This is a genomic window from Actinomadura sp. KC216, assembly GCF_004348535.1.
GTDB lineage: Bacteria > Actinomycetota > Actinomycetes > Streptosporangiales > Streptosporangiaceae > Spirillospora.
In genome coordinates this window covers 1-17,935 of the sequence record NZ_SMJX01000063.1, presented here as the reverse complement: position 1 = coordinate 17,935, position 17,935 = coordinate 1, and the positions used below count along the sequence as shown (strand labels likewise).

At 70.8% G+C, this 17,935-nt stretch carries 19 protein-coding genes; 10 read left to right on the top strand and 9 right to left on the bottom strand.

All coding sequences use genetic code 11. The annotated features are described in order from the left end of the window. Positions 1-79 precede the first annotated feature (79 nt). The 3 genes from E1264_RS13855 to E1264_RS13845 all read left to right on the top strand — a co-directional run bounded on the left by E1264_RS13855 (position 80) and on the right by E1264_RS13845 (position 2,616). Complete coding sequence (locus E1264_RS13855; RefSeq protein WP_207935907.1) at positions 80-1,210, top strand: hypothetical protein; 1,131 nt, start codon at positions 80-82, stop codon at positions 1,208-1,210. Beyond that, on the top strand, positions 1,207-2,304 hold the full coding sequence (locus tag E1264_RS44605) for a class I SAM-dependent methyltransferase (RefSeq protein ID WP_207935906.1): 1,098 nt from the start codon (positions 1,207-1,209) through the stop codon (positions 2,302-2,304). The genes E1264_RS13855 and E1264_RS44605 overlap by 4 nt, the downstream gene beginning before the upstream one ends. A 126-nt stretch (positions 2,305-2,430) precedes the next feature. Beyond that, positions 2,431-2,616, top strand: coding sequence for a DUF1737 domain-containing protein (locus tag E1264_RS13845; protein WP_132173345.1), 186 nt, complete (start codon positions 2,431-2,433; stop codon positions 2,614-2,616). Between the two features lie 22 nt (positions 2,617-2,638). Here the strand turns inward: E1264_RS13845 and E1264_RS13840 are convergent, their stop codons facing one another. Together E1264_RS13840 and E1264_RS13835 are read right to left on the bottom strand one after the other, a co-directional pair. Further along, entirely contained in the window at positions 2,639-3,502 is an 864-nt protein-coding gene (locus E1264_RS13840) for a DNA-formamidopyrimidine glycosylase family protein (RefSeq protein ID WP_132173343.1), read from the bottom strand. Positions 3,503-3,703: 201 nt separating this feature from the next. Beyond that, positions 3,704-4,129 carry a VOC family protein gene (locus E1264_RS13835; protein ID WP_207935909.1) on the bottom strand — a complete coding sequence of 142 codons (426 nt, stop codon included), beginning with the start codon at positions 4,127-4,129 and terminating at the stop codon, positions 3,704-3,706. 387 nt (positions 4,130-4,516) lie between these two features. Between E1264_RS13835 and E1264_RS13830 the strand changes: the two genes are divergently transcribed. From E1264_RS13830 to E1264_RS13820, 3 genes are all read left to right on the top strand, one after another. Next, positions 4,517-4,723: a heavy-metal-associated domain-containing protein gene (locus E1264_RS13830; protein ID WP_132173339.1), complete on the top strand. Its 207-nt coding sequence runs from the start codon at positions 4,517-4,519 to the stop codon at positions 4,721-4,723. A gap of 77 nt (positions 4,724-4,800) precedes the next feature. Next, positions 4,801-5,769 carry a hypothetical protein gene (locus E1264_RS13825; protein WP_243710925.1) on the top strand — a complete coding sequence of 323 codons (969 nt, stop codon included), beginning with the start codon at positions 4,801-4,803 and terminating at the stop codon, positions 5,767-5,769. A 33-nt stretch (positions 5,770-5,802) separates the two neighbouring features. After that, complete coding sequence (locus E1264_RS13820) at positions 5,803-8,052, top strand: heavy metal translocating P-type ATPase (protein WP_132173337.1); 2,250 nt, start codon at positions 5,803-5,805, stop codon at positions 8,050-8,052. A gap of 7 nt (positions 8,053-8,059) precedes the next feature. Here the strand turns inward: E1264_RS13820 and E1264_RS13815 are convergent, their stop codons facing one another. Both E1264_RS13815 and E1264_RS13810 read right to left on the bottom strand, forming a co-directional pair. Further along, positions 8,060-8,587, bottom strand: a complete 528-nt coding sequence (locus tag E1264_RS13815; protein WP_132173335.1) for a hypothetical protein — start codon at positions 8,585-8,587, stop codon at positions 8,060-8,062. Positions 8,588-8,647: 60 nt separating this feature from the next. Beyond that, entirely contained in the window at positions 8,648-9,097 is a 450-nt protein-coding gene (locus E1264_RS13810; protein ID WP_132173333.1) for a MarR family transcriptional regulator, read from the bottom strand. 98 nt (positions 9,098-9,195) lie between these two features. Between E1264_RS13810 and E1264_RS13805 the strand changes: the two genes are divergently transcribed. Both E1264_RS13805 and E1264_RS13800 read left to right on the top strand, forming a co-directional pair. Then, on the top strand, positions 9,196-9,579 hold the full coding sequence (locus E1264_RS13805; protein ID WP_132173331.1) for a RidA family protein: 384 nt from the start codon (positions 9,196-9,198) through the stop codon (positions 9,577-9,579). A gap of 30 nt (positions 9,580-9,609) precedes the next feature. Continuing rightward, positions 9,610-10,716: an alkene reductase gene (locus tag E1264_RS13800; protein ID WP_132173329.1), complete on the top strand. Its 1,107-nt coding sequence runs from the start codon at positions 9,610-9,612 to the stop codon at positions 10,714-10,716. Positions 10,717-10,926: 210 nt separating this feature from the next. Here E1264_RS13800 and E1264_RS13795 read toward each other — a convergent pair whose 3' ends face one another. The 3 genes from E1264_RS13795 to E1264_RS13785 all read right to left on the bottom strand — a co-directional run bounded on the left by E1264_RS13795 (position 10,927) and on the right by E1264_RS13785 (position 14,511). After that, positions 10,927-11,538 carry a transcriptional regulator gene (locus tag E1264_RS13795; protein ID WP_132173327.1) on the bottom strand — a complete coding sequence of 204 codons (612 nt, stop codon included), beginning with the start codon at positions 11,536-11,538 and terminating at the stop codon, positions 10,927-10,929. Positions 11,539-11,725: 187 nt separating this feature from the next. Continuing rightward, on the bottom strand, positions 11,726-13,951 hold the full coding sequence (locus tag E1264_RS13790) for a glycosyltransferase (protein ID WP_243710924.1): 2,226 nt from the start codon (positions 13,949-13,951) through the stop codon (positions 11,726-11,728). After that, positions 13,948-14,511 carry a hypothetical protein gene (locus E1264_RS13785; protein ID WP_132173325.1) on the bottom strand — a complete coding sequence of 188 codons (564 nt, stop codon included), beginning with the start codon at positions 14,509-14,511 and terminating at the stop codon, positions 13,948-13,950. The genes E1264_RS13790 and E1264_RS13785 overlap by 4 nt, the downstream gene beginning before the upstream one ends. 136 nt (positions 14,512-14,647) lie before the next feature. Between E1264_RS13785 and E1264_RS13780 the strand changes: the two genes are divergently transcribed. Beyond that, complete coding sequence (locus E1264_RS13780) at positions 14,648-15,379, top strand: RNA polymerase sigma factor (protein WP_243710923.1); 732 nt, start codon at positions 14,648-14,650, stop codon at positions 15,377-15,379. Continuing rightward, on the top strand, positions 15,376-16,080 hold the full coding sequence (locus tag E1264_RS13775; RefSeq protein ID WP_132173321.1) for a hypothetical protein: 705 nt from the start codon (positions 15,376-15,378) through the stop codon (positions 16,078-16,080). The genes E1264_RS13780 and E1264_RS13775 overlap by 4 nt, the downstream gene beginning before the upstream one ends. A 34-nt stretch (positions 16,081-16,114) precedes the next feature. On the opposite strand, the gene E1264_RS13770 is transcribed toward E1264_RS13775, so the two are convergent. Both E1264_RS13770 and E1264_RS13765 read right to left on the bottom strand, forming a co-directional pair. Beyond that, positions 16,115-17,077 carry a DUF5996 family protein gene (locus tag E1264_RS13770; RefSeq protein WP_132173319.1) on the bottom strand — a complete coding sequence of 321 codons (963 nt, stop codon included), beginning with the start codon at positions 17,075-17,077 and terminating at the stop codon, positions 16,115-16,117. Positions 17,078-17,142: 65 nt separating this feature from the next. Further along, on the bottom strand, positions 17,143-17,935 hold a 793-nt coding region (locus tag E1264_RS13765), incomplete at its 5' end, for a transporter substrate-binding domain-containing protein (RefSeq protein ID WP_347813394.1).

The following is a 17,935-nucleotide window of genomic DNA, read 5'->3' as shown; positions in this document are numbered from 1 at the left end:
GGGTCAGCTCACGCCACCCGTAGCACTCCAGCTCATGCTCGCCGTAGACCTTCTGTGTTCTATGGAGGGCCCAGCGGTCATGGAGGCGGCGACGATCCACGCCGCTCTCATGGACAACGGACCGACCGACGCGCGGACCAGGGCCGTCCTCTCCGCCATCGGTCATTGGACCGCCGGGGATCTGGTCGCCGCGCGAAACGGCTTCCAGTCCATCGTCGACACGTATCCGGGGGATGCCGTGTCGATCTATTCGGTGCACATGCTGGATTTCTATCTCGGCGACGCACCGCACATGCTGACCTCCATAGCAAGGGCGATCGGGGTCTTCGCACCCGATGACCAGGTGATCGGCTACCTGTACGGCCTGCACGGGTTCGCACTTGAGGAGAACGGCCTGCTCAAAGAGGCGATCAAACGCTGCCAGGTCGCGCTGGACCTGAACCCCGACGACGTCTACGCGATGCACGCGACGGTGCATTGCCTCTACGAGGCGGGTCGCCACGACGAGGGGGCGCGCTACATCCGGGAGTACATGCGCGGCAGGGACAGCTCGACGCCCATGCGCATCCACATCTGGTGGCACTACGCGTTGTTCGAGCTCTACGCAGAGCACATCGGGGAAGTGCTGGCGTGCTATCGCTTCGGCATACGCAGGAAGACCTCACTGCGATCGGCTGAGGATCTGGACGCCGTGACGCTGCTCTGGCGCCTCTCCTTGATCAAGCCTTCGCTCGACCTCTCCGCCTACTGGCAGTCGCTCTTCCAGAACTGGAAGCCCTACGCGACGGAGAGCTGGTACGTCTTCAACGACTTCCACGCGTACATGACCTACTGCCAGGTCGGAGAGTACGGCCTGGCCGACCGCCTTCTGGAAGAGGCCCGGTCACGCGGCACCAAGATGCCCGCGGAAATAGTCGACATATTCCTCGGCTTCCGGTCGTTCACGACCGGCGACTACGCCGACGCCTCGTCCAGGCTGGCACGGTCCTTCGGCCACTCGTTCCTGATGGGTGGCAGCAACGCTCAGCGCGACGTCATCGAACTCACCGCGATCGAGGCGGCTCTTCGCTCCCAGGATCTCGAAGCCGCGCAGCACATCCGTGATTCCGGCCGGATCTTCCGGCACCGGAATCCCGTACTCCAGGCGTACCGGAATCGCCTGGCGGCGTTGCGTACATCCGAAAACCACCCACAGGAGGTAGCGAAGTGAGTCTCTACCAAGCGATTCTCGACGAGGCCCCATCCGAAGACCTGCATTTCACCTCGATCAACCTCACCGACCGGAAGACCGTGTGGCAGCTGGACGGCTCGGCGGGCTTCGCCGCCAAGGTGACCCGTGGACGCGGAGCGATCTTCGTCTGCGAGAAGGCCACGGCGCTGACACTGGAGGCATTACAAGCCTCCTTCGCGCCCTTCGGGGTCGGTGAAGCGGTCGAGTGCGACGCGTCGCAGTACATCCTGGCGATCGGCATTCTCGATGACACCGAGCTCATGCTCCTGGGCAGGGACGCGGACGTCACGGCCTCGCCCGTGGAGTTCTCTCCCACCAGCGACGACATACGGAGCATCGTCGGTACGAACAGCGACTACTACTACGGCTACGAGGACCGCTACCGGACCGTGTACGAGGAGGGAGCCCGCCTGTGGGAGTCGGCGGAGCCGAACGCGTCGCTCCTCCAGATGATCCGGGAGCGCCCGGACGTCTTCTCCGGACGGATCATCGACCTCGGATGCGGTGAAGGCCGCGACTCCCTGTACCTGCTGTCACAGGGACACGACGTCGTCTCGGTCGACGTGTCCCACACGGCCCTGGATCGCGCGCGAGAGCTGGCCGCCGCCGCGAACCTCGACGCCTCGGGATTCGTCGAGCGCGACATCATCTATCTCCGCGGCTTCGAGGACAACAGCTTCGATCTCGCCATGAACATGGGCTGCCTCCACATGCTCGTCGAGGAGGAGCAGCGAGCACGCCACATCTCCCGCGTCTTCGACATCCTTCGCCCGGGCGGCCATTTCATCGTCGACCACTGCTCGGGCGAATGGGGCAAGGGCTTCTTCTCCATCCCGGACTACGCGGAGGTCGCCCCCGACCTCGTTCCGGGCCGGGTGATCCCCAGGAGGATCCGGGTCGCGGACGGCGAGAAGAACATCGGCCTGGAGGTGCTCCCCTACTCGGAGCGGAGCGGTGACGCCCTGGCCGAGGAGATCGGCCGGCACGGCTTCAGCGTGGTGAGCAGCACGCACACCAACACCGAGGCGTTCGGATCGTCGACGATGCTCCTGTTCCAGAAGCCGGCGAGCTGAAGCGCGGCTTCCCGATCCAGATCAAGGCACCTGCGGCGGCCTGCCGGGTTCCCGGAGGCCGCCGCTCCCGTCCCCGGCCGACAGAGCCCCGGGTTCGGCTCGCGCACCGGCTGAGATCCTTGTCCCATGAGCACACCACCAGACGGATTGCCCATCTATCGAGTCGTGACCGGCCCGGACGACGGCGCATTCTGCGAACGCGTGAGCGAAGCGATCGCGCTGGGCTACGAGTTGCACGAGGGCCCGGCGATCACCTTCAACGGCGAGAACGTCATCGTCGCCCAGGCGTTGATCTGGCGCGGGCTGCCGTAGCGCCGCTTCGGCCGGTGTCTGGCTATTTGAGGAGGCGGGACATGCGGCGGTCGGCCAGGGGCTTGCCGCCCGTCTGGCAGGTCGGGCAGTACTGGAGGGACGAGTCCGCGAACGACACCTCGCGGATCGTGTCGCCGCACACCGGGCATTTCTGGCCGGTCTTGCCGTGGACGCGCAGGCCGGTCTTCTTCTCGCCCTTGAGGTCCTGCGCCTCCAGCCCGCGCGAGCGCTCCACCGCGTCGCGCAAGGCGGTGACGATGGCGTCGTGCAGGACCGCGACGTCGTCCTCGGTCAACGAGGCGGCGATCTTGAACGGGGACATCTTCGCGACGTGCAGCACCTCGTCGGAGTAGGCGTTGCCGATCCCGGCGATCACCTTCTGGTCGCGCAGCAGGCCCTTGATCTGGGTGCGCTTGCCGTCGAGGATCGCGGCGAGTGCCGCGGGGGTGAACGCGTCGTCCAGCGGGTCGGGCCCGAGCGACGCGACACCCGGCACCTCCGAAGGGTCCCGGACGACGTAGACGGCGAGGCCCTTCTTCGTCCCGGCCTCCGTCAGGTCGAACCCGGAGCCGTCGTCCAGATGGACGCGCATCGCCAGCGGGTTCTTGCCACCGGGCCGGACGGGCCTGGCGGGGATCTCGTCGCGCCAGCGCAGCCAGCCGGCGCGGGCCAGATGGATCACCAGGTGCAGGCCGTCGACGTCCAGGTCGATGAACTTGCCGTGCCGGGCCGCGCCGGTGACGGCCAGCCCGCCCAGTGCTTGCACCGGCGGGTCGTAGGTCTTCAGCGCGGAGATGGCGAGAACGTCCACGCGCGCGACGACGTGTCCGACGACGCGTTCCCGCAGGAACCCCGCCAGCGCCTCCACCTCGGGCAGCTCAGGCATATCGCGAGTACTCCATTTCTCCCCGGACCCGGAACAGCCCAGGTCAGCGACGGCCGTCCGCCACTACCTCGCGGGACTGGACGAGCACGACCTCCCCACCGAGATTACGAAACCCGCCGGTCAACACGTGAATCCCCGAGCTCCTCGACGCCAACGCCCAGAGAACCACCGCCAGCCAGGCACCTGAACACAGCGCGTCTGTCAGCCGATCTGTTCGGCCAGGGCGACGAAGATGCCCGCGGGGCCGCGGAGGTAGCAGATGCGGTACAGGTCCTCGTACTGCGCGATCTCACCGACGAGTTCGGCGCCGTGGGGACGGAGGCGGGCGACGGTGCCCTCGATGTCCTCGACCCTGAACATGACGCGGTGCAGGCCCAGCGTGTTGGGCGGGGTGTTCGCCGGTTCCGGGCGGAGCGCCGCGGGGTCGAGATATCGGGTCAGTTCCAGCCTGCCCTGACCGTCCGGTGTCCGCATCATCGCGATATCGCACCGGACGCCGTCCATCCCGACGGTCTGGTCCACGAAGAGGCCCTCGTTCCGGGCCCGGCCTTCCAGTTCCATGCCAAGCTCGGTGAAGAACGCGATGGCCGCGTCCAGGTCGTCGACGACGATGGCGACGTTGTCCATCCGAAGGGTCATGCCCAGAGCTTAGGGACGCGAGGCGCCGCGTGGTGGGCGAGGGCCGGTGTCCACAAGGCTGTGGAAGCCTGTGGAAAAGCCTGTGCACAACTCCCGATCCGGCGGGACGCGGGACGTTGACAGGGGCGATACCTCAGTGAATCCCCCCAAAGCGCGGGACGAAAGCGCGGACGACCCGTCACCGAGGGTGTGGATAACTTCCGCGTAACAACCCGCCGGTAACCGCCCCACGAGGCCCCATGACCGGATTCGGCGGACATGTGACCGGGATCTCGAAATAACCCCTAGGGGGTACGGGTTGCCATGGGTGATCCGTTATGGCAGTATGAGGGCCACGAGATACCCCCCAGGGGTACTGAGAGAGGGAGTCGCCAGATGAGCACCGCCACCTACACCGTCACCGGGATGACCTGCGGCCACTGCGTCAGCTCGGTCACCGAGGAGGTCGAGGAGATCCCCGGTGTGACCGGCGTCGAGGTCGACCTGCCGACCGGCCGGGTCACCGTGACGAGCGACGCGCCGATCGACGACGCCCTGGTCAAGAGCGCCGTCGAAGAGGCCGGTTACGCACTGAAGCAGTAACGGGCGCGCACCCCGCCCCACCGCGGGGGGCGCCCCCCGAGTTCCGTGCCTTCGGGCACCGGGTTGGAGTGATCGGAATGAACAGCGCGATCAAGCTGGGAGCCTACGTCACCGGGCTGGCGGTCGTCTTCGGCGGCGCCGCGGGGGTCGGCAAGGTCGTCGGGCCCGTGGGCGCCTCGGCGGAGACCGCGTCCCACGACGGCGGCGGCCACGGCGCGAGCACCGGCGGCGGGCACGGCGGCGAGGGCGGTGGCGCCGCGGCGCTCGTGCCCGGCGGCCTCCAGGTCTCCGAGGACGGCTACACACTCGTCCCGCGCAAGACGACGCTGGCCCCCGGCAAGCGGACCGACTTCCGGTTCACCATCAACGGGCCCGACGGCAAGCCCGTCACCGGGTTCAAGCCCCTGCACGGCAAGCGGCTGCACCTGATCGTCGCGAGCCGCGACCTGTCGGGCTTCCAGCACCTGCACCCGTCCGAGGCCGGGGGCGGCGTCTGGACGGTGCCGATCACGATTCCGAAGTCCGGCGTGTACCGGTTCTTCACCGACATCCAGCCGGACGGCGCGAAGCGCCAGCTCACGCTCGGCACCGACGTGTTCGTCCAGGGCGACCTGCGGACGGCGCCGCTGCCGGAGCCCGAGCGGGTCGCGAAGGTGGACGGCTACGAGGTGACGCTGTCCGGCGGCCTCACTCCCGGCAAGTCCACCGAACTCACCCTCTCGGTGAGCAAGGACGGCAAGCCGGTCACGGACCTGGAGCCGTACCTGGAGGCCTACGGCCACCTGGTGGCGCTGCGCCAGGGCGACCTCGCCTACCTGCACGTCCACCCGGACGGGGAGCCGGGCGACGGCGAGACGAAGCCGGGCCCCGGCATCACGTTCTTCGCCGAGGCCCCGAGCTCCGGCGCGTACCGTCTCTACCTGGACTTCAAGCACGGCGGCAAGGTCCGGACGGCCGAGTTCACCGTGCACGCCGGGAACGCGCAGGTCCCCGTCCAGGACGGGCCGACCGGCGGCGGCCACGACGACACGCCCCACACCCACTGACCGATCGGCGGAGAGCGCGGAGGAGGAGCGACGATGAGCACGGACACCGCGTCCGGGCAGGTCGAGCTGGCGATCGGCGGGATGACGTGCGCATCGTGCGCCAACCGCATCGAGCGGAAGCTCAACAAGCTGGAGGGCGTGACCGCGACGGTCAACTACGCCACCGAGAAGGCGAAGGTCGAGTACGCCGAGGGGGTGTCCACGGACGAGCTGATCGCCACGGTCGCGAAGGCCGGCTACACCGCGGAGCTCCCGGCCCCGCCGAAGCCCGAGCAGGGCACCGGCGGCGCGGACGCGCCGGAGCCGGACGACGGCCTCCGGACGCTGCGGCAGCGGCTGCTCACCGCGATCGTCCTGTCGGTCCCGGTGATCGCGATGGCGATGATCCCGGCGCTGCAGTTCGAGGCGTGGCAGTGGCTGTCGCTGACGCTCGCGGCCCCGGTCGTCGTGTACGCGGGCTGGCCGTTCCACAAGGCGGCCTACACCAACCTGCGGCACGGCGCGGCCACCATGGACACGCTGATCTCGCTCGGCACGCTGGCCGCGTTCGCCTGGTCGCTGTGGGCGCTGTTCTTCGGCACCGCCGGTGAGCTGGGCATCAAGCACGGCTTCGAGTTCTCGATGACCCGGTCGGACGGGTCGATGAACATCTATCTCGAGGCCGCGTCCGGCGTGATCATGTTCATCCTGGCGGGCCGCTACTTCGAGACGCGGTCCAAGCGCCGCGCCGGGGCCGCCCTGCGCGCCCTGCTGGAACTGGGCGCGAAGGAGGTCTCGGTCGTCCGGGACGGCCGCGAGGAGCGGGTGCCGGTCGACCGGCTCGCCGTGGGGGACGTGTTCGTCGTCCGTCCCGGCGAGAAGATCGCCACGGACGGAATCGTCGAGGAGGGCTCGTCCGCGGTGGACGCGTCCATGCTGACCGGCGAGTCGGTCCCGGTCGAGGTCGGGCCGGGCGACACCGTCGTCGGCGCGACGGTCAACGCGGGCGGGCGCCTGCTGGTCCGCGCGACGCGGATCGGCTCCGACACCCAGCTCGCGCAGATGGCGCGGCTCGTGGAGGACGCGCAGACGGGCAAGGCGCAGGTCCAGCGGCTCGCCGACCGGATCTCGGGGGTGTTCGTGCCGATCGTGATCGCGCTCGCGTTCGGCACGCTCGGGTTCTGGATCGGCACCGGGGAGCCCCTCGCCGGAGCCTTCACCGCCGCGGTCGCCGTGCTGATCATCGCCTGCCCGTGCGCCCTCGGCCTCGCCACCCCGACCGCCCTCATGGTCGGGACGGGCCGCGGCGCGCAGCTCGGCATCCTGATCAAGGGCCCGGAGGTGCTGGAGTCCACCCGGAAGATCGACACGGTCGTCCTGGACAAGACGGGCACCGTCACCACCGGGCGGATGGCGCTGGTCGACGTCGTCACCGCCGATGGCGTGGACGAGGCCGACGTCCTGCGGCTCGCGGGGGCGCTGGAGAACGCGTCCGAGCACCCGATCGCACAGGCGATCGCCAAGGGAGCGGTGGAGCGCGTCGGGGAACTCGGCACCGTCGAGGACTTCGCGAACGTCGAGGGCCTGGGCGTCCAGGGAATGGTGGACGGCCATGGCGTCCTCGCAGGCCGCCCGCAACTCCTCGCCGAATGGTCGCAGCACCTCACGCCCGACCTCGAAAAGGCCATGGCGGACGCGCAGGCGATCGGCCACACGGCCGTCGCGGTCGGCTGGGACGGCGAGGCCCGCGCGGTCGTCACCGTCGCGGACCAGGTCAAGCCGACCTCGCGGGAGGCGGTCGACCGGCTGCGGGCGCTCGGACTGCGTCCCGTCCTGCTGACCGGCGACAACGAGACCGTGGCCCGGACGGTCGCGGACTCGGTCGGGATCGACGAGGTCATCGCCGAAGTCCTGCCGCAGGACAAGGTCGACGTCGTCAAGCGCCTCCAGTCCGAGGGCCGGACGGTCGCGATGGTCGGGGACGGCGTCAACGACGCCGCCGCGCTCGCGCAGGCCGACCTGGGCCTCGCGATGGGCACCGGCACGGACGTGGCGATCGAGGCGTCCGACCTGACCCTCGTCCGCGGGGACCTGCGGGCCGCGGCGGACGCGATCCGGCTGTCCCGCCGCACGCTCGGCACGATCAAGGGCAACCTGTTCTGGGCGTTCGCCTACAACGTGATGGCGCTGCCGCTGGCGGCGTCCGGGCTGCTGGTCCCGATGATCGCGGGCGGCGCGATGGCGTTCTCGTCGGTCTTCGTGGTCAGCAACAGCCTCCGGCTGCGCCGCTTCAAGCCGCTCTGAGCCGTCGCTAGCGCCCGACGTCCGTGTGATCTCCACCGGGGATCACACGGACGTTGCCCGTCGTCGGCATGTCGGCGTCCGGCGCCTGGGTGAAGAGCGGATCGACCCGGTCGGCCCGCCGGACCCGCCAGAAGAACCACAGATAGAAGACGACCGTCAGGACGAGGACGAGCGGCGCGAACGCGATCGGATGATCGGTGATCGACCCGGCATAGGCATCGCCGCCGGGGCCAAGCCGCACCGTCTCGTCCCGGCCGACATCCACCTGGTCGACGCCCTCGATGAAGCCGGACTCCTGCGTCCCGGCCCCGGTCCGCCAGGTGCCGGTGCACACCAGGTCGCCCGGCCTGCCCTCCCGCTCCACCTCGTAGTCGCATTTCGCCACACGGGCCGTCGTGGTCTCGCCCCAGAGCATGGTGTAGGCGGTCATGGCGCCGAGCACGCTGAACAGGCCGACGACGAGGAACCAGCAGGCACCGGCCACGATCAGGCGGCCCCGGTACTCCCGGGCGGTCCTCTCCAGCCATCCGGCCATGGTGATCGTCCCTCCGCCGAGTAGGACGGCGGTGCGGGACGAATGGTTCGGCGCGGAGCGTCAGGCGAACTCGGGCATGCGGCGCAGCGCAGTAAGCACGGGCGCGAGGGACGGCTCGGCGGCGGCCGCGTCCAGTGCCTCGGTGAGGGTCTCGGCGTAGGTGGGGGCGGCCTTCTCCTGGACGACCCGTCCCTCGTCGGTGATGACGGTGTAGACGCCGCGCCGGTCCTTGGGGCACATGGCGCGGCGGGTGAGACCGGCGCTCTCCAGCCGCGCGACGAGGCGGCTGACGGAGCTCTGGTTGAGGCCGATGAGGTCGGCGAGCTCCTGCATCCGCAGCTCCCCGCCCTCCGCGCGGGACAGGCGGCACAGCGCCCGGTACTCCGACAGGCCGATCCCGTGGCGGCGCTGGAGCGCCTTGGCCAGCTGATGCTCGACCCGTCCGTGCAGGGTGACGATGCCGTCCCAGAGCAGGCCGTCCGCCGTGGCGGTCTTCGCGTCAGCGCCCATCTCGCGCCCCTCTCTCCTTGACAGCAGCATACATGCAATGCCAATATCTGCATGCACATACAAGACATGCATGTACATGCAAATCTCCGGAGGTTGTCATGATCGAGCGAATCGCCACGTCCCCCGACTGGTACGAGCCGTACCGGATCTCCCAGGCCATCCGGGCGGGCGGGTTCATCCACGTCTCCGGCCAGGCGGGCATCGACGAGAACGGGCGTACGGTCCCCGGCGGCTTCCTGGAACAGGGGCGCCAGGCGTTCCGGAACGTCCAGCGGGTGCTGGCGGAGGCGGGCGCCGACCTCGGCGATGTCGTCAAGATCGGGATCTTCGTCCGCGACATGGCGGCCGACCTCGACGACGTCATCCGGCTCCGCGAGGAGTTCCTCAGCGAGCCCTACCCGGCGGACACCCTCCTTGAGGTGTCGTCGCTGGCGCAGCCCGACTGGCGCATCGAGATCGAGGCCACGGCCCTCGCCCGCTGAGGAACCGACCGGACGTTGGGAGGCACGACGATGACCAGCCCGCTGCTGCTCCCCTACGAGGGACCGCACCTGACACTCCGCAACCGGATCGCGATGGCGCCGATGACGCGCAACCGCGCGGACGACGCGACCGGCGTCCCGCATCCGCTGACCGCCGAGTACTACGCGCAGCGCGCGACGGCCGGGCTGATCGTCAGCGAGGGGATCTGGCCGGGCGCGCTCGGCAAGGGCGAGCCCGGCGTCCCCGGCCTCACGACGGACGCGCAGGTCGCCGGGTGGCGCGCGGTCACCGAGGCCGTGCACGCCGCCGGCGGGACGATCTTCGCCCAGCTCTGGCATGTCGGCCGCATGTCGCACCCGCTGACCCTGCCGGGCCGCGCGACGCCCGTCGCCCCCTCGGCCGTCCGGATCGAGTCGGAGACGATCCACACCGTTGAGGGCCGCGTCCCGCACGTGACGCCGTGTCCGATGACGACGGCCGAGGTGGAGGCGACGGTCACCGACTTCGCGGCCGCCGCCCGCAACGCCGTCCGGGCCGGGTTCGACGGGGTGGAGCTGCACGGCGCGAACGGCTACCTCATCCAGCAGTTCCTCGCCGAGAACACCAACCGCCGCACCGACCGCTACGGCGGCTCGCGCGCCGGACGGCTCCGCTTCACGCTGGACGTCGTGACCGCCGTGGCCGCCGAGATCGGCCCCGAACGCGTCGCCCTGCGCATCTCCCCGGACAACCCCGAGAACGAGATCGCCGAACAGGACCCGAAGGGCACCTACCGCGCCCTCGTCGACACCCTCGACCCGCTCGGCCTCGCCTACCTGCACATCATCGAGCGCGGCGCCTACGAGGCGCTGGCCGACCTGCGTCCCCGCTGGTCAGGCACCCTGATCGGAAACTACAACGGCCCCGAGCCGACCTCCCGGCAAGCCGGGGAAGAGGCCGTCGCCGCGGGCCTGGCCGACATCTTCTCCTTCGGCCGCCTCTTCGTCGCGAACCCCGACCTCCCCGCCCGCTTCGCCACAGGCGCGGACCTAACTCCGCACAACCCCAGCCTCCTCCACAAAGGCGGCGCCAAGGGCTACACCGACTACCCACCACACCAAAGCGGACGCACGCACCCCAGCCACGCAACAGCCTGATCGGCGCCTACCCCAGCCACCACCGCAACCACGCAACAACCTCAACGCCTGCGATCGCGTCCGAAGGCAGGTTCGAGCGAAGCGAGAACCTGATCGCGCAGCGAGCCGCCAGGCGAGACGGAGCGATGCAGCGATCGCGCGCAGCGCCCGACGATGGAGGCCCGCCAGGGCCGAAGGAGGAGGGCGAGGCCATGAGCACAGCAGCGATCGCTATGAGCCGGGGACGTCCCAGAAGGCTAGTTCGTGGTGCATGCCTTCTAGGAACAGGCGTTCGGCGGTTTGCGGGTCGGCGCCGGATTCGTTGATCATTTGGGCGATGCGGGCGGTGAGTGCGGCGAAGGCGGGGTCGGCGTAGGTGTCGACCCAGCGGCGGTAGCGGGGGTCGGACGGCGGGTTCTCGGCCAGGCGGCGTCCTAGCGTGGAGTAACCCCACATGCAGGGGTAGAGGGCGGCGAGGCCGTCCGCGTAGGTGGCGGCACTGTCCAGGAGGAACGACGTGTAGGCGGCGCAGGCCGGGCCCTTCTGGGCGCCGTCCAGGTCGGCGTCGAAGCTCGCGGAGAGGGAGCGGTGCAGGTCGAGCTCGTCGTGGAACGTCGCGTAGGCGAGATCGACGAGGTCGCCGAGATGGGCGGCGGGGGCCTGCCAGGCGAGGCGGGAGAACACGCGGACGTAGTCGTGGAGGAAGAGGTAGTCCTGCTCCAGCCAGGAGCGGAATATCGCCTCGTCCAGGGTTCCTTGGGCGATGCCCTCAACGGTGGGGTGCTTGAGCTGCTCGTCCACCAGCGGACGGCCGAGCTCCTCCAGATGCGCCGCGAGACTCATGGCCGCAGTCTCGCATCCCCGAGGTCCGGAAATGATCAGACCCCGCCGGATCCTGCGACCCGGCGGGGCTCTGATCTTGCGCCGGTGTGTGGGGTCGCCTCTCGGCGAAAGGCACAACACGGCTCCAGCCGGACGGTATTCCGTGAAGGCAAAAGGTGAGGCCCGGGGACACCAGGCACACCGGCTGTCATGTGTAACCGATGGGACCCTGGGATTGTTCCCGGCTTCGCACATCCGTGAACGTGCCCGTCCGGCGGACGGTGTGCCAGCCCAGCCGCGCCCCCAGCAGCGCGGTCGCCACGGACTGGACGACCACCAGGTACATCAGCTGCCGGTAGACGAACTGCTGGAGCGGCAGGGTCCAGAGCGGGCGGATCCGTTCGCCGTCCAGCCAGAGCGCGTAGGCACCCGCGGCGGCCTGCGCGGCGACGAAGACCAGCCACGTGAGGACGGGCACGGCCGGGTCGAGGAACAGCAGGCCGAACAGCGCGAACAGGTCGATGGCGGGCGCGAACAGCGGCAGCACGATCTGGAACAGGGTCAGGTAGGGGAGGCAGCGGCGGCCGAACCGTCCCGAGCCGCCGCTCTCGATGACGGAGCGGCGGTGCTTCCACATCGCCTGCATCGTGCCGTAGCACCAGCGGTAGCGCTGCCTCCACAGCTGCCGCAGCGTGGCCGGCGCCTCCGTCCACGCCAGGGCCTTCTCCTCGTAGACGACGCGCAGCCCGGTGCGGCAGATCGCCATGGTGAGGTCGGTGTCCTCGGCGAGGGTGTCGCCCGGGACGCCGCCCAGCCGCGCCAGCACCGAACGGCGGAACGCGCCGATCGCGCCGGGGACGGTCGGCATGCACTGCAGGACGTCGAACATCCGCCGGTCGAGGTTGAACCCGATCACGTACTCGATGTGCTGCCAGCGGCCGAGGATGCCGCCCCGGTTGGCGACCTTGGTGTTGCCGCTGACCGCCCCGACCCGCGGGTCGCCGAACGGCGCGACGAGGTGGCGGATGGTGTCGCGCTGGAAGACGGTGTCGCCGTCCACCAGCACGAGGATCTCGGCCCGGGCGACGCCGATGCCCGCGTTGAGCGCGCTGGGCTTGCCGCCGTTCGGCTTGCGGAGCAGGTGGACGGTCGGCAGCGCGATCGACTCGACGATCAGCGGTGTGCGGTCGGTGGATCCGTCGTCCACCACGATCACCTCGACGGTGCCCGGGTAGTCGGTGTCGAGGAGCGAGGCGACCGTCGCCGCGATGTTCGCCTCCTCGTTGTACGCGGGGACGATCACGGAGACGGGCGGGAACGGATCGGGCGGCAGGTCGTCGTCCGGCATGGGCGCCAGGTGCGCGCCGGTCCCGTCGGGGTCGAGGGCGGCGGCGTGGCGGCCGCGGCGCGACAGGCCACGGACGCGCCGCATGTGGACGTGCGCGAACAGCAGCAGCGCCACCAGCCTCAGCACGTACGCGATCCCGGCCACCGCGAACAGCACGCCCATCGTCCCGGTGAGGGCGGACGCGGCGCGCTGCGCGGCGACGAGCGTCCAGCCCACGGCCTTCTCTCGCGCGGGCACCGGGACGACCGCGGACGGCATGTTCAGCGCCTCGGTGAGCGTGGTGAAGCGGTATCCCTGCGGCTGGAGCCGCCGGATGATCTGCTCGACGGCCGCGACGGTCCCGGCCCGGTCGCCGCCGGAGTCGTGCAGCATCACCACCGCGCCCTCGCCCCGCTCCGCCCCGGCCAGCGCCGCCTGGACGATCTTCGCCGTGCCGGGACGCGCCCAGTCCTCGGTGTCGCGGTCGGTGAGGACGACGATGTACCCGTCCTCGCCCGCCCGCTCGGCCGCGCGCCACTCCGGCCCGGTCAGCCCGTCCGGACGGGACGAGTACGGCATCCGCATCAGCCGCGTGTGCACGCCCGCCGCCCCCGCCAGCGCCCGCTGCGTGAGATCGAGCTCCAGGCCCGCCCGCCATGCCGGGGCGGTGGCGAGGTCCACGTGCGAGTACGTGTGCGACCCGATCTCGTGGCCCTCGCGCAGGATCCGGCGCGTCAGGCCGGGGTTCTCGGCCACGCGCGCCCCGACCGTGAAGAACGTGGCGTGCGCGCTGTGGCGGCGCAGGACGTCCAGCAGGCGCGGCGTCCAGACCGGGTCGGGCCCGTCGTCGAAGGTCAGCGCGATCGTCTTCGGGGGCATCCGGCGGCTGCGCGGGACGCCGTCCGCGAGGTTGACGACCGGCCCGCCGGAGGCGACCGCGCCCGGAACGGTCCCGGCGCCCGGCCCCGGTTCGGGACGCTCGTCCCGGGGCGCCTCGCCGACGACGCCGTTGGCGAACCCGTCCAGCAGCAGGAGCACGGTCAGCACGAGGCCGCCGAGCACCAGCAGGACCCAGTGCCCCCGCGGCTCGCCGCGCCGCGCGGTCAATTGCTCTTCTTCTTGCGTCCCCACGCGGGCGGGCTCGCCTGCGACTTGCCCGGACGGCTCGTGGACGCGGGCGGCGCAGGTCGCGACGACGGCGGAGCGGCGGCGGAGGACCCAGGCGGCGCGGGAGTCGTGCCCGTGGCCGGCCCGCCGGCTCCAGGTCCGCCGGCGCGCTGGTCGCTCGGCTCCCGCGTCGGCCCGGGCGGACGGCTCGGTTCCACGCTCGGCCGGACGGACGGCTCCTTCCACGGCGTGAACGGCACGTCAGGCCCGGTCGCCATGCCGATGCCGAGCGCGCCCAGGAACACGATGAGGACCGACCCGGCGGCGAGCCCGAGCCGCCGTCCGAGCCGCGCGCGCCCACCGGTCGAGTCGACGAACACCGGCGCGCCCGCGGTCTCCGCGGTGTGCTCGGCCGCGGTGCCGGGCTCGGTTTCGGTCTCCGTCCAGGCGGCCGGTTCGATGAGCGTTTCGGTCTCGGGCGGGGCGACCGGCGGGATGCCCGTGACGACCAGCCTGTCCCGGCGGTGGCGGGCACCGCCGGATATGGGGTCGCGGATCATTTCCGTCCACATCTCGTCACACGTCGTGAGGGGGGTGAACGCCCGGGTGCCGTGCCGCCCCGGACGTTCACTGCTTCAGCGCCGAACACCTGCGTACATGTCACACGCCTGTCAGAATCCCTGCACAATGGCGTGGGTGGACCGGGCCGACGAGGAGGAACTCGGCCGTGCCCTGCGGGCGGCGCAGGACGGCGACGAGGAGTCCTTTCGCATGCTCTACCGCGACGTCCAGCCGCGGCTGATCCGGTTCGCGGGCGCGCTCGTCGGCCCCGACGCCGAGGACGTCACCTCGGAGGCCTGGCTGCAGATCGCCAGGGACCTGCCCACCTTCCGCGGCGACCTCGACGGGTTCCGCGGCTGGACCGCGACGATCACCCGGCACCGGGCGCTGGACCACCTGCGCCGCAAGTCGCGGCGGCCCGGCTCCGACCTCCCCGTCGAGGAACTGGTCGCGATGGCCGCCGACGTCGATACCGAACTGGACGCGCTGGACGGCATCGCCACCCAGGGCGCCCTGCGGCTGATCTCCGAACTCCCGCGCGACCAGGCCGAGGCGGTGCTGCTCCGCGTCGTCGTCGGGCTGGACGCCAAGTCCGCCGGGAAGGTCCTCGGCAAGCGTCCCGGCGCCGTGCGGACCGCCGCCTACCGCGGTCTGCGGCGCCTCGCCGAGCGCCTGGCCCCCGCCGAACCGGACACCGCCGGCATGGATCCGGATACGGATACGGCCGTGGAGCCGGACGCCCGTCCAGGCGCCGGTCCAAGCGCCGGTCCAAGCGGCGATCCGGGCGGCGCGGACGCGCGATCCGGCACTCGTCGCTTCGCCCAGAGTGACAAAAGCGGTGGTACCGGCGCTGAAGGGGTGTCATGAGCGACCATCAGCAGGCCGGGTACCTCGACAGGCGAGCCGCCGAGCGCATCCTCGACGGCGCGTACGACCATGCCCGGCTGCACACCCTCCTCACCGCGGCCGCCGCGCCGGGCCGTCCGGAGGAACTCGCGGGCGAGGACGCCGCCGTCGCCGCCTTCATGGCCGCGCCGCGTCCCGCGCCCCGGTCCAGGACGGCCGCCCTGCGCCGCTTCCTGACGATCAAGGCCCTGGCCGTCGTGGGCGGCTCGCTCATCCTGACCGGCGGGGCCGCCTACGCCACGATCACCGGGCAGTTCCCGGGCAGCGACCCGGCGCCCTCGCAAAGCCCGATCAGTCGCGATCCCAAGGGCACCGACAGCGAGGAGAACCCGGCCACCAAGCCCTCGTCGCCCGCGCCGTCCACGACCCCTTCGGCGCCGTCCCCGCACGGCAAGGAGAAGGAACGCGGCAAGCCGAGCGGCGCGCCCGGCCGGCCGAAGAAGACCAGCGACACCAAGCCGAACCCGCCGCGGCACACCCCGACGCCCCCGCGCGGGCCCGGCGACAACAACGGCAACGCGCCGGCCAAGACCGACGCCGGTTCGGGCAACAGCACGACGAGCGAGGGAGGCTTGGGCGGCGGGCCTCCACCGTCCACCTACCCGGACACCGGCACGCCGCCCAGCACGGGCACCGAATCCGGCGAATCCCGAGGAAACTGACCCCGGCGGCCGGGCCTGCCGGGCGCCGCGATCGTCAGGTGGCGAACGTATGGGGTTCGCGGACACGCGCCTTGTGCGCCCACCTGGCCGGGTCCGCTTCCAGGGCGGACCTGTCCCAGTCGGCCAGATCGGCCGCCGCCTCATACGTCCCCTGCAGGAATTCGAGCAACGCCTGGTCGGGATCGGACGCCGCGCGCACGACCTCGTACGGCAACAGGAACTGGCCGTTCTCCTGGCTGTAGAACGCACCAGACGGCCCAACGGGACGGTCGGCGAATCCCTCTGGCTCGGGGTAGGCGTAGGCGTAGAAGGCGCCCTCGTCACCACCCCCCGGCCAGAACCCGCAACTGCTGAGCTCCTGCGAGTACCCCTCCTCCATGACCCAGTCACCGCAGTTGGGGGCACCGCCCGGATGCCGGGGAGCCTCCCGCCCTGAGAACCGCGTGCAGGCGAGGTCCATCGCACCCCAGAAGAAATGCACCGGACTGACCTTGCCGACGAAACGGGACCGGAACTCGCCCATCACCCGCGCCGCCTGGAGGAGCTGCCGCCAGAACAGGTGCGCCGCGGCCGCGTCGTAGGAGGCGTGCCGATCGTCGTCCGCGAACGGGATCGACGGGTCGACCTCGTTCGGACGCCCCTGGATGGCCGTCTCGATCCCGAGGTCGGCGAGGGCGCGCATCGTCCGGTCGTAGAACTCCGAGACCGGCATCGGCGCCAGCGCGAACCCGCCCGTGCCGCCGTCGCTCGCGCGCAGGTGCAGCCGATGGTCGACGAAGTCGAACTCGATGTCGAACGCCCCGCCCCAGTACGGGATCGCGGACGTCGTGAGGCCGCGCGGGCTGACGTACAGCGTCACCTGCCACCAGTGGTTCACCAGCGGCGCGTGCACGAGCCGGACCTTCCCGACGATCTGCGTCCACATGTGCAGCGTGTCGCGCGTGTCGCTCCAGTCATCGACCCGCAACCGCGGCCACACGTCCCGCGCCTGCCCCATAGCCACCCCCTCCTTCAGCCGGACGTGGTCATTCCCGCGCGCATCACCCCGAATCCGGGAGCGAGTCAAAGGCAGCCCTCGAACTGCGGGACCTCGACGTCCGACAGGTCCAGTCCGGACGTGCCAAACCATTTCGCCATGAGCTTGGCCATCGTCCCGTCCTGGTACATATGGGTGATGGCCTTGTTGAGCGCCTCGCAGCCGTCGGGGTCGCCCTTGCGGATCGCGATGCCCGTCCGCCGCTCCCCGAACCTGGCGTTCAGCAGCCGGAACGCGTCGCCCCGCCGCGTCTTCAGCCCGGCCAGGATCGTGTCGTTCGTCGTGATCGCGTCGATCCGGCCGTCGCCGAGCATCGTCAGGCACTCGTTGTAGGACCGCGCCGCCACCGGCACCGCCGCCACCTGCCGCTCCCGCGTCACCGCCTCCGCGGCGCCCGACCCCGTAACGGCGCAGATCCTGCGGCCCTCCAGGTCGCGGACGCCGCGCACCCCGCGCTCGCCCTCCCGGACGAGGATGTCCTGGTACGACAGCAGGTACGGCCCGGCGAACGCGAGCCGCTGCTTCCATTCCGGTTCCAGCCAGAAGGTCAGCACCATGTCGACCTTCCCGTCCCGCAGCAGCCGCTCCCGATCGGCCGCGAGCGCCGGGGCGAACCGGACCTTCTTCCCCATCCGGTCGGCCAGGTACCGCGACACGTCGACGTCCAGGCCCTCGAACCGCCCGTCCGCCAGCCTGAACCCGATCCCCGGCAGATCCGGCCGCACCCCCGCGACCAGCGTCGGCTTCCCGAGGATGGACGCCTCTTCACCGCCCGAACACCCGCTCACCGCAAGACAGCCCACCAGCCCCACCGCGACC